The sequence below is a fragment of the Streptomyces pyxinicus genome, assembly GCF_024753135.1.
GTDB lineage: Bacteria > Actinomycetota > Actinomycetes > Streptomycetales > Streptomycetaceae > Streptomyces > Streptomyces pyxinicus.
In genome coordinates this window covers 1-13,077 of the sequence record NZ_JANUGP010000051.1, presented here as the reverse complement: position 1 = coordinate 13,077, position 13,077 = coordinate 1, and the positions used below count along the sequence as shown (strand labels likewise).

The window sequence follows — 13,077 nt, the reverse complement described above, 5'->3', positions numbered from 1 at the left end:
CGTCAACCACAGTTGACGGACTACCCGTTGGTCAGCACGATCTTGCCGAACTGGTCACCGGAGGCGAGCCGTTCGAAGCCCTCCCGGGCGCGGTCCAGGGGCAGTTCCTCGTCGATGACGGGCCGGACACCGGTCGCGGCGCAGAAGGCGAGCAGGTCCTCCAGCTCGTCCTTGGTGCCCATGGTGGAGCCGACCACCTTCAGTTCGAGGAAGAAGATCCGGGTCAGCTCGGCGTGCGAGGGCCGGTCCCCGCTGGTGGCACCGGAGATGACGATCGTGCCGCCGGGCCGCAGCGACTTCACCGAGTGCGACCAGGTCGCGGCGCCCACGGTCTCGATGACGGCGTCCACCCGCTGCGGCAGCCGGGCACCCGGCTCCACCGCCTCCACCGCGCCCAGCTCCAGGGCCCGCTCGCGTTTCGCCTCGTCCCGGCTGGTGGCGAAGACCCGCAGTCCGGCCGCCTTGCCGAGCACGATCGCGGCCGTGGCGACCCCGCCGCCCGCGCCCTGCACGAGGACCGAGTCGCCGGGCCGTACCCCGGCGTTGGTGAACAGCATGCGGTAGGCCGTCAGCCAGGCGGTGGGCAGACAGGCGGCCTCGGCGAAGGACAGCTCGCGGGGCTTGGGCAGCACGTTCCAGGTCGGCACGGCGACCTGTTCGGCGAAGGTGCCCTGGTAGCGCTCGGTGAGGATGGAGCGCGGCTCGTCCGGGCCGACGCCGTGCCCGCTCTGGCCGATGACGGAGTGCAGGACGACCTCGTTGCCGTCCTCGTCGACACCGGCGGCGTCGCAGCCGAGGATCATCGGCAGCCGTTCCTCGGGGAGGCCGACGCCCCGCAGGGACCAGAGGTCGTGGTGGTTGAGGGAGGCGGCGCGCACCGTGACGGTGCTCCAGCCGGGCCGGGCCACGGGAGCCGGACGCTCCCCCGACTCCAGGCCGGTGAGCGGCTGGTCGCGGTCGATTCGGGCGGCGTAGACAGCGAACATGCCCCGACGATAGGTCCGCCGCCCGGCCGGCGGAACCACAGCGCGCTGTGACACATGCCCTCTTGCCAAGAGGCACCCGGGCGGCGCGGGACACGCGGCCGGTGAAACGCACATGGTCCCGTCCGGCACCGGACGGGACCATGTCGCTGCCGCGAGGTCAGCGGCGGGCGACGCCCTCGGCCCGGGCGGCGGCGGCCACGGCCGCGGTCACCGCAGGGGCGACCCGCTCGTCGAACGGCGAGGGGATCACGTAGTCGGCGGCGAGGTCGTCACCGACGACGGAGGCCAGCGCCTCGGCCGCGGCGATCTTCATGCCCTCCGTGATCCGGGAGGCCCGCACCTGGAGGGCGCCCGCGAAGATCCCGGGGAAGGCCAGCACGTTGTTGATCTGGTTCGGGAAGTCGGAGCGCCCGGTCGCGACGACCGCCGCGTACTTGTGCGCCACCTCCGGGTGGACCTCCGGGTTCGGGTTGGCCATCGCGAACACGAAGGCGCCCTCGGCCATGGAGGCGACGGCCGCCTCGGCGACCGTACCGCCGGAGACGCCGATGAAGACGTCGGCGCCGGCGAGGGCGTCCTCCAGCGAGCCGGTGATGCCGGCCTTGTTGGTGAAGGAGGCCAGCTCCTGCTTGACCGGGGTGAGGTCCTGGCGGCCGGTCGAGACGACCCCCTTGCGGTCGGCCACGGCCACGTCCCCGATGCCGGCCTCGACCAGCATCCGGGCGATGGCCACACCCGCCGCGCCGGCGCCCGAGATGACCGCCCGCAGCTGCCCGATCTCGCGTCCGCTCAGCCGGGCCGCGTTGCGCAGCGCCGCGAGCGTCACGACGGCCGTGCCGTGCTGGTCGTCGTGGAAGACCGGGATGTCCAGCCGCTCCTGGAGCCGGCGCTCGATCTCGAAGCACCGGGGCGCCGAGATGTCCTCCAGGTTCACTCCGCCGAACGAGGGAGCGAGCCGGACGACGGTCTCGACGATGTCGTCGACGTCGGTGCAGTCGAGCGCGATCGGCACCGCGTCGACCCCGCCGAACTGCTTGAAGAGGATCGCCTTGCCCTCCATCACCGGGAGAGAGGCCTCGGGACCGATGTCCCCGAGTCCGAGCACGGCCGTACCGTCGGTCACGACGGCGACCACGGACGACTTCCACGTGTAGTCGTTGACCAGCTCCGGCTGTTCCGCGATCGCGGTGCACACGCGCGCGACACCGGGCGTGTACGCGAGGGAAAGGTCGTCCTTGTCGCGGACCGGCACGGTGGCCTGCACGGCCATCTTGCCGCCGCGGTGCAGCGCGAACGCCGGATCGAAGGAATCGAGGGGCTCCGCCCCGCCGTCCTGGTCCGTATTGCTGTCGCTGCGAGGATTGACGATCTCCGCTGCCACTTTTTTTTACCCCTTAGCTCTGCATGGTTTGAGGGTCGACCACTCCTGGTGAGGAGTGGGCGGGCACCGCGCGGGGCTCGATTGCGGATACGTACGAGCACCTGCGCGACGGGCGCGCCGCACACGCGCCCTGAGCCCCGGATGAGGGGTGTAAAGAACCTTCTTACCGGACGGACGGCACCCGCGACGAGTCCAATAGGCGCAAGGTCACATCGAGGGGCCGCGGAGCCACGCCCGGGTGACGCGCGGCCGACGGCTCGGCGGGCCGGTCGCGCCGGGCGGGCCGGTGGTCGCGCTCGGTGACACCGAAGGGCGTGACGATCGTAGGAAAAGCCGTGAATCCGACCGCCCAAACGGGAGAGCGGCCGACCGCATCCTGAGACAGGCCGAAGATTTTGCGGCCATGGCGCGGTATTCCCGAAGATGGTTCGGTAGGGAGGGACCGGGGATGTACCGACCTGGTGTGGTTCGGGGGTCACCCGTTATCCGATTTTGACATCGCGACGCCCCTGAATGGCGTAGCCCGAATGGCAAGATGCCGTAAACCCACGAGGTCGCGACACCCGAAGGTGTGTGTTTCCGTCGACCCATCGCCACTCTTCCCTTCCGCCGGAGGACCACGATGACCGCAAGCTCCACCCGTCGTACGACCGCCGCCCGCTCCCGTCTGGCAGCGGTCGGTGCGATCGCGGTCGCGGGCGCCCTGCTGCTCACCGGCTGTGGCGACCAGACCAAGGACGACAACGACTCCGGCACCGTGTCCGGCGGCAGCGCCCCGCTCGCCGGCAAGCTCCCCAAGGACATCCGCGACAAGGGCGAGGTCAAGGTCGGCTCGGACATCGCCTACGCGCCCGTCGAGTTCAAGGACTCCTCCGGCAAGGTCGTCGGCATCGACCCCGACCTCGCGGCGGCCCTCGGCAAGCAGCTCGGGGTGAAGTTCACCTTCGAGAACGGCACCTTCGACTCCCTGCTCACGGGTCTGCGCTCGGGCCGCTACGACATCGCGATGTCGGCCATGACGGACAACAAGAACCGTCAGGAGGGCATCGACCCGGACACCGGCAAGAAGGTCGGCGAGGGCGTCGACTTCGTCGACTACCTGACCGCGGGCGTCTCCATCTACACGCGCAAGGGCGACACCCAGGGCATCGCGTCCTGGAGCGACCTGTGCGGCAAGAAGATCGCCGTGGAGCGCGGCACCGTCTCGGAGGACCTGGCCAAGCAGGAGGCCAAGAAGTGTCCCGCCGGCAAGAAGCTCTCCATCGAGCCGTTCGACGACGACCAGCAGTCGCAGACCCGGCTGCGCTCGGGCGGCGTGGCCGCGGCCTCCTCGGACTTCCCGGTCGCCGCCTACGCGGTGAAGACCTCCGGCGGCGGCAAGGACTTCCAGATCGTCGGCGACCAGGTCGAGGCCGCGCCGTACGGCATCGCCGTCGCCAAGGACGACCAGCAGCTGCGGGACGCCGTCCAGGCCGCGATGAACGCGGTCATCAAGAGCGGCGAGTACAAGAAGATCCTGGAGAAGTGGGGCGCCGGGAACGGTGCCGTCACGGAGTCCGTGGTCAACGGCGGCAAGTGACCCGCGGCACCGCAGCGGCCACCGAGAGGCAACACCCGTGACTGACATCGACAAGACGGCCGGGGAGCAGGACACTCCCCCGGCCGGCCCGGAGGCCATCAAGGCCATCCCGGTACGGCACTACGGACGCTACGTCTCCGCCGTCCTCGCCATCGCGATCCTCGTCGCGATCATCTACGCGTTCGGCCAGGGCAAGATCAACTGGAACGCGGTCCCGGACTACTTCTTCGACGACCGGATCCTCACCGGCGTCGGCAAGACCCTCCTGCTGACGGTCGCCTCGATGGCGATCGGCATCATCGGCGGCATCGTCCTCGCGGTGATGCGGCTGTCGAAGAACCCGGTGACCTCGTCCATCGCCTGGTTCTACATCTGGTTCTTCCGCGGCACCCCGGTCCTGGTGCAGCTCGTCGTCTGGTTCAACCTGGGCCTGGTCTTCGAGTACATCAACCTCGGCCCGGTCTACAAGGACCAGTGGTCGGACTTCATGACCCCGCTGCTGACCGCGCTGCTGGGCCTCGGCCTGAACGAGGCGGCGTACATGGCGGAGATCTGCCGCGCCGGCCTGCTCGCCGTGGACGAGGGCCAGACCGAGGCCGCCCACGCGCTGGGCATGAGCCACGGCAGGACCCTGCGCCGGATCGTCATCCCGCAGGCCATGCGGGTGATCGTGCCGCCCACCGGCAACGAGGTCATCAACATGCTGAAGACGACCTCCCTGGTGTCGGTCGTCCAGTACCCCGAGCTGTTCCGGTACGCCCAGGACATCGGCCAGAACTCCGGGGCCCCGGTGGAGATGTACTTCCTCGCCGCGGCCTGGTACCTGATCATGACCTCGGTGCTGAGCGTGGGCCAGTACTACGTCGAGCGGTACTACGCGCGCGGCTCCAGCCGCAGCCTGCCGCCGACCCCGTGGCAGAAGGTCAGGGCCCACCTGACGACCTTCTCCAGCAGGAAGGTCGCGGCATGACCGACAAACTGAGCAAGACGCAGGACACCGCGGCACGCGGCACGGTCCCGATGGTGAAGGCGCAGGGCGTCCACAAGTCCTTCGGCCATGTCGAGGTGCTCAAGGGCATCGACCTGGAGGTGCGGCCGGGCGAGGTGTTCTGCCTCATCGGTCCCTCCGGTTCCGGCAAGTCGACCTTCCTGCGGTGCATCAACCACCTGGAGAAGATCAACGCCGGGCGGCTCTACGTCGACGGCGAGCTGGTCGGCTACCGGCAGCAGGGCGACAAGCTGTACGAGCTGCGGGACCGCGAGGTCGCCATGAAGCGCCGCGACATCGGCATGGTCTTCCAGCGCTTCAACCTGTTCCCGCACATGACGGCCCTGGAGAACGTCATGGAGGCGCCGGTGCAGGTCAAGGGCGCCGGCCGGACGCAGACCCGGGAGCGGGCGATGCAGCTGCTGGAGCGGGTGGGGCTCGCCGACCGGGCCGGGCACTACCCCTCGCAGCTCTCCGGCGGCCAGCAGCAGCGGGTGGCGATCGCCCGGGCGCTGGCGATGGACCCGAAGCTGATGCTGTTCGACGAGCCGACCTCGGCCCTGGACCCGGAGCTGGTCGGTGACGTCCTGGACGTCATGCGCGACCTGGCCGAGTCCGGCATGACGATGGTCGTCGTCACCCACGAGATGGGCTTCGCCCGCGAGGTGGGCGACAGCCTGGTGTTCATGGACGACGGCGTGGTGGTCGAATCCGGCCATCCCCGGGACGTCCTGACCAACCCGCAGCACGAGCGGACCCAGTCGTTCCTGTCCAAGGTCCTCTGACGCGTCGCTCCGAGAAGGGCGGTACGGGGCCCACCCGTACCGCCCTTCTCCCTGCCCCTCGGGACTACTTCACGGCCAGCAGCAGCGTGTCCGAGGGCGAGCACCACACCGGCCGGGCCTCGCCGAAGCCCTTCTCGCGCAGCGTGCGGGCGTGCCAGCCGGCCGAGGGCACGTCGCCGTCCGCGTGCTCGCCGTAGATCTCGAAGCGGCGGGCGGTCGGCTCGGCGAGCACCGGGTCCTCGGCGGCGACCTGCCACCACTCCGCCCAGTCCAGGGCGCCGCCCCGCTTGGCCTGTTCCATACGGGCGTGGCGCTGTGCGCGCTCCGCCTCGTTGATCCGCGGCGTGCTCTCGTCGATCATGTGGTCCGCGTTCATGAACACACCGCCGTCGCGGACGAGTTCCGCGACCTGGCCGTAGAGGGCGGCAAGGGGATCGCTGTGCAGCCAGTGCAGGGCCGTGGCGGTCAGCACGGCGTCGTACGTGTCGTACGGCAGTCCGGCCCGCCAGTTCGGGTCCTTGAGGTCGGCGGTGACGAAGGAGACCCGGTCGTCCCCCTCGAAGGTGCCGCGCGCGATGGTGAGCAGCGCCGGGTCGAGGTCGACGCCGGTGCTGGTGGCCCCGGGGAAGCGGGCCAGCAGGCGGGCGGTGATGGTGCCGGTGCCGCAGGCGAGGTCGAGCACGCGCGGGGTGGTGCCGACCAGCGCCTCCACCATGTCGAGCATGATCCGGAAGCGCTCCTCGCGGTCCGGCATGTACCACTCCTGCTGCCGGTCCCAGCTCTCCTGCCAGGCCGCCCAGTCGGTTCCCGTGCTCGTGGTCATGGAACTCCAGCTCCCCTCGTCCCGTGCCGTACCCGTCATACCCGTAATACCCTGGATGCACGACCGGCCATTACCGGACCGCAGACTTGACCATAAAGCGCCGCCGTAAGGACTACAAGTGGAACTGGCCTATTACTCGGATTACGCCGTGCGTCTCGTCAACAGCGAGGAGCCGGCCCGCGGTAAGGACGCGCTGACGTCGGTCGAGGCGGTACGCGACCTGTTCGGCGCCAACGGCACGGCGGCCCGGCGCACCACCGAGGCCGACGTCACCCGCTTCCGCTCGGTCCGGGCCCGGCTGCGCTCCGTCTTCGAGGCCGCCGACCAGGGCGACGAGACCCTCGCGGTGGACCTGCTGAACTCCCTGCTGCTGGAGTTCCCGGTCAGCCCCCAGATCTCCGGGCACGACTTCCGCGACGACGACGGCCGGCCGCTGTGGCACATGCACCTGGCCGACCACCCGTCCAACGCCACCGCCGGCTACGCGGCGATCGCGGCCATGGGCCTGGCCTTCCACCTCACCGAGTACGGCGTCGACCGGCTCGGCCTGTGCGAGGCGGCCCCGTGCCGCAACGCCTACCTGGACACCTCGACCAACCGCTCCCGGCGCTACTGCTCCGACCGCTGCGCCACCCGCGCCAACGTGGCCGCCTACCGCGCCCGCAAGCGCCTGGAGGCCGACCGGTCGGAGAACAGCGGCCTGGCGGCCGAGACCGCCCAGCGCGCCAGCGTCAGCGGCGAGCGCTGACCGGCGGGCACCGGCCGGTAGCGCAGCCACGCCCTGCCCAGCACCAGCTCGTCCGGCACCACCCCGTAGTCGGTGCTGTCCCCGCCCGCGTAGGGATTGTCCCCGAGCACCCACCAGCCGGACTCGCGCCGCTCCACGGCCCGCTTGACGACCAGCAGGTCCTGCTGGAACGGATGCCGCAGGACCACGATGTCACCCGGCCGGATCGCGGCCCCGTACCGCACCAGCAGCTGGTCACCGTGGCGCAGCGTGGGCACCATCGACGGCCCCGTCACCTCCGCCAGCCCGAACGGCGCCCCGGCCCTCACCCGCTCCGCCTCCTGCGACGGCTCCGGCATCCCCGGCACCTCCCCGGTCCGTTCCTCCACCAGTCTCAGTCTGACCCTGGACTTTTGTCCTAAGCCCCAGGGGGCACCCGAGAAATCGGCTTGCTCAGGGAGTAATGTCGCACCTGAGAAGACGATCACGAGGAAGGAATGCTCCATGCTTTCCCGCCTGTTTGCCCCCAAGGTCAAGGTCAGCGCCCACTGCGACCTGCCCTGCGGCGTGTACGACCCGGCCCAGGCCCGCATCGAGGCGGAGTCGGTGAAGGCCGTCCAGGAAAAGATGGCCGGCAACGACGACCCCCACTTCCAGGCGCGTGCCACCGTCATCAAGGAGCAGCGCGCGGAGCTCGCCAAGCACCACGTGTCCGTGCTCTGGAGCGACTACTTCAAGCCCCCGCACTTCGAGAAGTACCCCGAGCTGCACCAGCTGGTCAACGACACCCTGAAGGCCCTCTCCGCCGCCAAGGCCTCCACCGACCCGGCGACGGGCCAGAAGGCCCTGGACTACATCGCCCAGATCGACAAGATCTTCTGGGAGACGAAGAAGGCCTGATCTCCCGCTAAGCGGCCTGACCTGCACTTTCAAAGGTCGCGCCGCTGAGCTGTCCGCACCCGGTCCGCAGGCCGCCGAGCACGGCGTCCATGACGGCCCGGGTGCGGTCTTCTTCCCCCGGCCACAGGTGCGCGTAGATCCGCAGCGTGATGACGGCGGACGCGTGCCCGAGGACCATCTGCACCTGCTTGACGCTCGCGCCGCCGGCGATGAGGGCGGAGGTGTGGAAGTGCCGCAGGTCGTGCGTGATCAGGTGCGGCAACTCGACGGGCTTGCGGCCCTCGCGTGCGGCCGCCTTGTCCTCCTCTGCCTGGAGCGTTTTGCGAGCACCGTTCCATTCGGTCCTCCAGCACCGGTAGTTGAGCGGTTCTCCCTCCTCCATCGTGAACAGCCACTCCGTGGAGGGGCGCGCGGCCAGGTGCCCGAGGAGCGCGTCGGTGACGACCTCCCCGACCGGAACCGTCCGCCGGGACTTCGCCGTCTTCGGTGGACCGACCTTCCCCGCGTGGAGCCGCTGCCGCTCCACGCGGATGCTCCCGGCCTTGAAGTCGACGTCCGCCACCTTGAGGCCGAGCAACTCCCCTACTCGCAGACCCGATCCGGCAAGTGTGACGACGGCCGCGCGGATATAGGGCGGCATCACGCGCGCCATCGCCTCGACCTGGGCGACGGTGGGCGGGGTGACCTCCTCGTCCGGCATGACCGGAAGAGTGATCCGGCGGCACGGGCTGGAGGCGATGACCTTGTCATCCACCGCCGCCGTCATCATGCGCACGAGGACGTCGTGGACGTTCCGGACGCTGCCGGAGCCGAGCTGGTCAGAAAGGTGCTTGAAGAGCACCTGTATGTCGTTGCGGCGTATCGCCGCCAGTGAGCGGGCGCCCAACGCCGGAACGAGGTGGAGCCGGAGGGCGTTGTCGGTGATGCACTCACCCGCCTCGCTCGCGATGAGCGAGCCCTGCCACCTCTCGGCGTACTTCTCGAAGGTGATGCGACCAGCGCGCGGATCGACGTACTGGCCGGTGATGACGCTGGTCGTGACCTCGTCGAGCCAGCGCTGCGCGTCGAGCTTCCGGTCGAAGTGGCGGGCGTGCTCCTTGCCGTCGAGGTCGCGGTAGCGGGCTCGCCATTTGCCGTTGGGGCGCTTCTGGATGTTCGCCAAGAGGTGTCTCCTTGGTGCTGGTTGTCAGTAGTGGCCCCCGTCCTCGATGTCGTTGCTGAGGGTGCGAGCGTCCCGCTCGTCACCCATGAGGCGGAGGCACTGCTCGTGGATGGCCCGCGAGCTGTCGGGGTGGGCCTTGATGTGGTCGGCGACGGCGACCACAGCGCGGTGCATGCGGTCGCGGGCGTCGCGGGTCTCGTAGAAAGCCTCGACGGCTTCCTGGACGAGCCGTCTGCTGTCGATGTCGAGCCCTTCGAGGGGCGGGGACATCAGTTCTTCGAGGGGGAGCTCGAAGACGCGGGAGAAGGCGAGCGCCTCGTCGAGGTTGATCCGGCGGCGGGGCGAGCCGTTCTCGATGCGCCAGACGGCGGTCTGGTTCATCTTCACGCCGGCTCTGGTCACGCGTTCGGCCAGGTCGGTCGTGCTCCATCCCCTGACCTCGCGCTCCAGGGCCACGCGGCCCGCCACGTTGCCCTCGCTGTAGAGCAGAGGCACTTCGCCGCCCCCGGTCATGTCGTCGTCCATCGAACCTCCATCGCGACCAGCGCTATCCGGATTGAAACATGAGCTTCCCGTTTTGGCTAACCGCCGATCATGAGGTACTGATTATGCAGATCGAATCGACACCTAGCCGAATGGGAACGCATGCCATACCTGACCACCGCTGAGGTCGCCGAGCGCTACCGCACCGCCGAGAGCACCGTCCGCTACTGGCGCCAGCTCAAGAAGGGGCCGCGCGGCATCAAGGTCGGCAAGAGGGTGCTCTACCCCGAGACAGAACGGCCGCGCTACGAGCGCGCGCTGATCGACGGCGGAGGGGACTGGGGCCTGGCCTCATGAGCCGCCGGACCGCCCGGACACGGGAACGGCCCTCGGCGCGCCTACGCCGAGGGCCGGAGATCCCCTTGCACATCGCCCATCCCTGAACGAACCGGTCAGGGGCGAGACCTTGCCCGTCTCGCCCCCACCCGAGAGGAATATCTGTGGACAACCCTACGTCCCCCGCCACCCCGCACCCATCCGGTGCCGTCTGGCCGCCCATCGCCGTCCCAGGCAAGGGCCTGCCCCGGCATCGAAAGGGAGCGACGGAGCAGAGGCCAGACTCTGCTGCTGTTCGGCTACCGCCACCTGACCGTCCGCTACGAACGCAAGGGCTCCCACTTCCTCGCCGTCCTCGGCCTCGCAGCCACACTGACCTGCTACAAGAAACTGACCACACTCACCACGTGAGACAACCTCTCAGCCTCCGTCCGGCTAGCCCCCAGGGCACCCACGCAAGTCCGTCGGCCGCCAATGCGCGCCGAAGAGGAGCCCCAGGTCACCGGCCCAATCCGGGCTCCGCCGCAGGTCAGGATCGAGGCGCAGGCATTCCGCTTCAATGTGCAATGGAACACTCACTGCACGTGACGTGATTGGTTAAGTGTGCAGCCTAGAAGGGGTCGGACTCGATCAAGTCCGACCCCTTCGTCGTCACCGTGCTGGGTGGGCGCTGGATGTTCTGACGTGGAGTCAGCGGGTAATCAGGTCTCGTAAACGGTGGACCGGTGTCCCACGTGAACGTCCCAGACCACCAGCTCGCCGTTGTTGATCGTGTAGGCGACGCGGTAGTCGCCGACGCGAAGACGGCGTCGTTCCGGCAGTGACGCGAGTGCGGTGGTGTTGAAGCCCAGAGGGCCGGTCTCCAGCTCGGTCAGCTTGGCCAGGATGCGCAGTGCCGTGTCGCGGGGGATCTTCCGAAGCTCAGCCTGCGCCTCGGGGCGGAAGACGTCGGTGCCGTCGGGAGACGGCTCGCCGCCGCCGATCGGCACGAAGGGAACCGTCTCGTGCTTCACCGGTTCATCCCCCACCAGATGAGCCACGCCATGAGAGTGGACCCCAGAGCCGAAGCCGCGCCGCGGAGCATGTGCCCGATGAGGACGCACCAGGCGCGGCGGGCGAGCCGACGCAGGCGTCGGATGTGGGCCGCCCACTTCGAGGTCGTATTCAGGTCCTTCTTGATCGCCTTGCGCTTGTGCATCTTCGTCGTCCTGGTGGTGAGGTCGGGTAGTTCCGGTGACGACGTTCCGGTAGGCGAGGGATGTTGCGCACGGGGCAACTGTTGCCGATCCGGCCGCAACGGCCAGGGTGTTGCAGGATTCCGCGCAACAGCCCCAGTTGTCAGAGGCAGCAGGTAGGAATGTGTGGTGCTGTCAGACACCCGGGCGGCCGGCACATTCGACGAGCCCCGCGCCGATCTGTCCGCCGCCGAACGCGACCTCGTAGAGGCCATGCGCGCGGCGTTCGCCACGCGGGGCCTCTCGTTCAGAGCCGCCGACCACGAGCTGCCGTGGGACTTCACGACGGTCAGCAGGTACCTCGGCTGTAAGAGCTTTCCGCCTGCGCAGTTCGTCGAAGCGATCATCAAATTTGCCGGACACAAGCTCTCCGCGGACGGGGCGGAACACCTGCGACGCCTCCATGCCGCCGCCGCGCAGGGGCGCAAGGACCCACAGCGCCAGATGAGGACGCTGAGCGCGCAGGTCCGCCGCACAGTCGAACAGGCCAAGGAAGCAGACCGTAGAAGGACGGAAGCAGAGGCCAACCTGGCCGTGGCCCACGCGGAGCTCCGTCGGCTGCGCACGCAACTGCACATCTCCACGGGGTCGCTGGAGGACTGTGGCGACGCCTTCCTGACCGAGCTGGACCGCTATGCGGCACATTGCGCATCCGGTGCCCACGACACTCCGGTCCGCGTGCGCCCCGCCGTTCTCGCCTCCTGGCGCGCCTTCTTGGCGGGTACGGACTCCACACCCACGATGGCGCATACGCACTCGCTGCCCGGTACGCGGGATCGCCGGGTCGCGACCTATGACCTGCTGGAACTCGAACAGCGCCGCCGCGATGTGTTGGATGTCCTCATCCCGCTGGGCGGTTCGGAGGCCGGCTCGCTGGGTGAGGCAATGGTCGAGCTGCACGACCTGGCTTTCGGCACCATGCTCGGTTCCGGTCCTCGGCCGTTCGCCCGAGCGCTCGGGTACGTGTCAGCCGACCTGCCGATCCGGCCCGACACCTCACAGCACGTGCTGCGTGGCCAGCTGGCCGCCGGCGAGGCCGCGGGTCCGTTGGTGGACTCCTGGCGACGGAACATTAATCGGTGGGACCACGAGACGGGCCCGCGATGGACGGACAGCCCACCCCGCAGCTTCGAGCGACGGATCGCGTTGTACGAAGCGCTCGCCTTGGAGCCCGGTACCCGACGGACCCTGACCGAGTTGATCCCGGTCTCCTTCGCCGAAGGCCCCGTCGTCATCAGCGAACCGCACCGGCCATGGGCCACTCCGGCGCACCTTGCCAACGGTTGGTACTGGCCCGCTTACGAACGGGGCCTAAGGGACCTCAAGGGCTGGTCGGCCGAGGCCGTGACTGGCATCGACGAGGCTGCCGACCGAGTGGTCGAGCGGCTCGCTGACCCCACAGACGCGGCCGCCTACCAGACTAAGGGCCTGGTGATGGGGTACGTCCAGTCCGGGAAGACGGCGAGTTTCACCGGCGTGATCGCCAAGGCAGTGGACCGCGGCTACCGGCTGGTGATCGTGCTCAGCGGCACCCTCAACCTGCTGCGCGCCCAGACCCAACGGCGTCTCGACATGGAACTGGTGGGCAGGGAGAACATTCTACGCGGCGCTCCCGAGGAGTACTCCGAGTACGCCGACGACCCGGCGTGGCAGGAGGGCGGATTCCTCTCGCACGACGAACTCCCGTCGCGC

General features: G+C 69.1%; 14 protein-coding genes and 1 pseudogene. 7 read left to right on the top strand and 8 right to left on the bottom strand.

Going from position 1 to position 13,077, the window contains the following annotated elements:
• Window positions 1-20 precede the first annotated feature (20 nt).
• Window positions 21-986, bottom strand: coding sequence for a zinc-binding dehydrogenase (locus NX794_RS34695; protein ID WP_258783688.1), 966 nt, complete (start codon window positions 984-986; stop codon window positions 21-23).
• A 157-nt stretch (window positions 987-1,143) separates the two neighbouring features.
• Window positions 1,144-2,367: an NAD(P)-dependent malic enzyme gene (locus tag NX794_RS34690; RefSeq protein ID WP_258783687.1), complete on the bottom strand. Its 1,224-nt coding sequence runs from the start codon at window positions 2,365-2,367 to the stop codon at window positions 1,144-1,146.
• A gap of 622 nt (window positions 2,368-2,989) precedes the next feature.
• Here NX794_RS34690 and NX794_RS34685 point away from each other — a divergent pair.
• Genes NX794_RS34685 through NX794_RS34675 form a run of 3 tightly spaced genes read left to right on the top strand, consistent with a single transcriptional unit; the run spans window position 2,990 to window position 5,719 of the window.
• On the top strand, window positions 2,990-3,946 hold the full coding sequence (locus tag NX794_RS34685; RefSeq protein ID WP_258783686.1) for an ABC transporter substrate-binding protein: 957 nt from the start codon (window positions 2,990-2,992) through the stop codon (window positions 3,944-3,946).
• Window positions 3,947-3,983: 37 nt separating this feature from the next.
• Window positions 3,984-4,916, top strand: a complete 933-nt coding sequence (locus NX794_RS34680) for an amino acid ABC transporter permease (RefSeq protein ID WP_258783685.1) — start codon at window positions 3,984-3,986, stop codon at window positions 4,914-4,916.
• A gap of 50 nt (window positions 4,917-4,966) precedes the next feature.
• Complete coding sequence (locus tag NX794_RS34675; RefSeq protein ID WP_258783701.1) at window positions 4,967-5,719, top strand: amino acid ABC transporter ATP-binding protein; 753 nt, start codon at window positions 4,967-4,969, stop codon at window positions 5,717-5,719.
• Between the two features lie 64 nt (window positions 5,720-5,783).
• Here the strand turns inward: NX794_RS34675 and NX794_RS34670 are convergent, their stop codons facing one another.
• Window positions 5,784-6,542: a class I SAM-dependent methyltransferase gene (locus NX794_RS34670; RefSeq protein ID WP_258783684.1), complete on the bottom strand. Its 759-nt coding sequence runs from the start codon at window positions 6,540-6,542 to the stop codon at window positions 5,784-5,786.
• Between the two features lie 118 nt (window positions 6,543-6,660).
• Between NX794_RS34670 and NX794_RS34665 the strand changes: the two genes are divergently transcribed.
• Complete coding sequence (locus tag NX794_RS34665) at window positions 6,661-7,290, top strand: CGNR zinc finger domain-containing protein (RefSeq protein WP_258783683.1); 630 nt, start codon at window positions 6,661-6,663, stop codon at window positions 7,288-7,290.
• Here the strand turns inward: NX794_RS34665 and sodX are convergent.
• Window positions 7,194-7,628: a nickel-type superoxide dismutase maturation protease gene (gene sodX / locus NX794_RS34660; protein WP_258783700.1), complete on the bottom strand. Its 435-nt coding sequence runs from the start codon at window positions 7,626-7,628 to the stop codon at window positions 7,194-7,196. The genes NX794_RS34665 and sodX overlap by 97 nt on opposite strands.
• 145 nt (window positions 7,629-7,773) lie before the next feature.
• Between sodX and sodN the strand changes: the two genes are divergently transcribed.
• Entirely contained in the window at window positions 7,774-8,169 is a 396-nt protein-coding gene (gene sodN, locus NX794_RS34655; protein ID WP_004983535.1) for a superoxide dismutase, Ni, read from the top strand.
• Between the two features lie 7 nt (window positions 8,170-8,176).
• Here the strand turns inward: sodN and NX794_RS34650 are convergent, their stop codons facing one another.
• The gene (locus tag NX794_RS34650; RefSeq protein ID WP_258783682.1) at window positions 8,177-9,331 is read right to left on the bottom strand and encodes a tyrosine-type recombinase/integrase; all 1,155 of its coding nucleotides are present in this window, start codon (window positions 9,329-9,331) and stop codon (window positions 8,177-8,179) included.
• Window positions 9,332-9,355: 24 nt separating this feature from the next.
• Window positions 9,356-9,856 (bottom strand): helix-turn-helix transcriptional regulator, encoded by a 501-nt coding sequence (locus NX794_RS34645; RefSeq protein WP_258783681.1) that lies wholly within the window; start codon window positions 9,854-9,856, stop codon window positions 9,356-9,358.
• A 120-nt stretch (window positions 9,857-9,976) separates the two neighbouring features.
• On the opposite strand from NX794_RS34645, the gene NX794_RS34640 reads away from it, so the two are divergent.
• Window positions 9,977-10,171, top strand: coding sequence for a helix-turn-helix transcriptional regulator (locus tag NX794_RS34640; protein WP_258783680.1), 195 nt, complete (start codon window positions 9,977-9,979; stop codon window positions 10,169-10,171).
• A gap of 680 nt (window positions 10,172-10,851) precedes the next feature.
• Here the strand turns inward: NX794_RS34640 and NX794_RS34635 are convergent.
• Both NX794_RS34635 and NX794_RS34630 read right to left on the bottom strand, forming a co-directional pair.
• Window positions 10,852-11,133: a type II toxin-antitoxin system RelE family toxin gene (locus NX794_RS34635; RefSeq protein WP_258783699.1), complete on the bottom strand. Its 282-nt coding sequence runs from the start codon at window positions 11,131-11,133 to the stop codon at window positions 10,852-10,854.
• A 26-nt stretch (window positions 11,134-11,159) separates the two neighbouring features.
• Complete coding sequence (locus tag NX794_RS34630; protein WP_258783679.1) at window positions 11,160-11,348, bottom strand: hypothetical protein; 189 nt, start codon at window positions 11,346-11,348, stop codon at window positions 11,160-11,162.
• A 166-nt stretch (window positions 11,349-11,514) separates the two neighbouring features.
• Here NX794_RS34630 and NX794_RS34625 point away from each other — a divergent pair.
• Window positions 11,515-13,077 (top strand): annotated as a pseudogene (locus tag NX794_RS34625) (hypothetical protein); the annotation flags it as partial.

What these genes read in the sequence shown, in the direction of transcription:
- NX794_RS34670 (WP_258783684.1), bottom strand. Translation starts at nt 6,542, where the DNA reads ATGACCACGAGCACGGGAACCGACTGGGCGGCCTGGCAGGAGAGCTGG.
- sodN (WP_004983535.1), top strand. Translation starts at nt 7,774, where the DNA reads ATGCTTTCCCGCCTGTTTGCCCCCAAGGTCAAGGTCAGCGCCCACTGC.
- NX794_RS34695 (WP_258783688.1), bottom strand. Translation starts at nt 986, where the DNA reads ATGTTCGCTGTCTACGCCGCCCGAATCGACCGCGACCAGCCGCTCACC.
- NX794_RS34645 (WP_258783681.1), bottom strand. Translation starts at nt 9,856, where the DNA reads ATGGACGACGACATGACCGGGGGCGGCGAAGTGCCTCTGCTCTACAGC.
- NX794_RS34675 (WP_258783701.1), top strand. Translation starts at nt 4,967, where the DNA reads ATGGTGAAGGCGCAGGGCGTCCACAAGTCCTTCGGCCATGTCGAGGTG.
- NX794_RS34640 (WP_258783680.1), top strand. Translation starts at nt 9,977, where the DNA reads ATGCCATACCTGACCACCGCTGAGGTCGCCGAGCGCTACCGCACCGCC.
- NX794_RS34685 (WP_258783686.1), top strand. Translation starts at nt 2,990, where the DNA reads ATGACCGCAAGCTCCACCCGTCGTACGACCGCCGCCCGCTCCCGTCTG.
- NX794_RS34630 (WP_258783679.1), bottom strand. Translation starts at nt 11,348, where the DNA reads ATGCACAAGCGCAAGGCGATCAAGAAGGACCTGAATACGACCTCGAAG.
- sodX (WP_258783700.1), bottom strand. Translation starts at nt 7,628, where the DNA reads ATGCCGGAGCCGTCGCAGGAGGCGGAGCGGGTGAGGGCCGGGGCGCCG.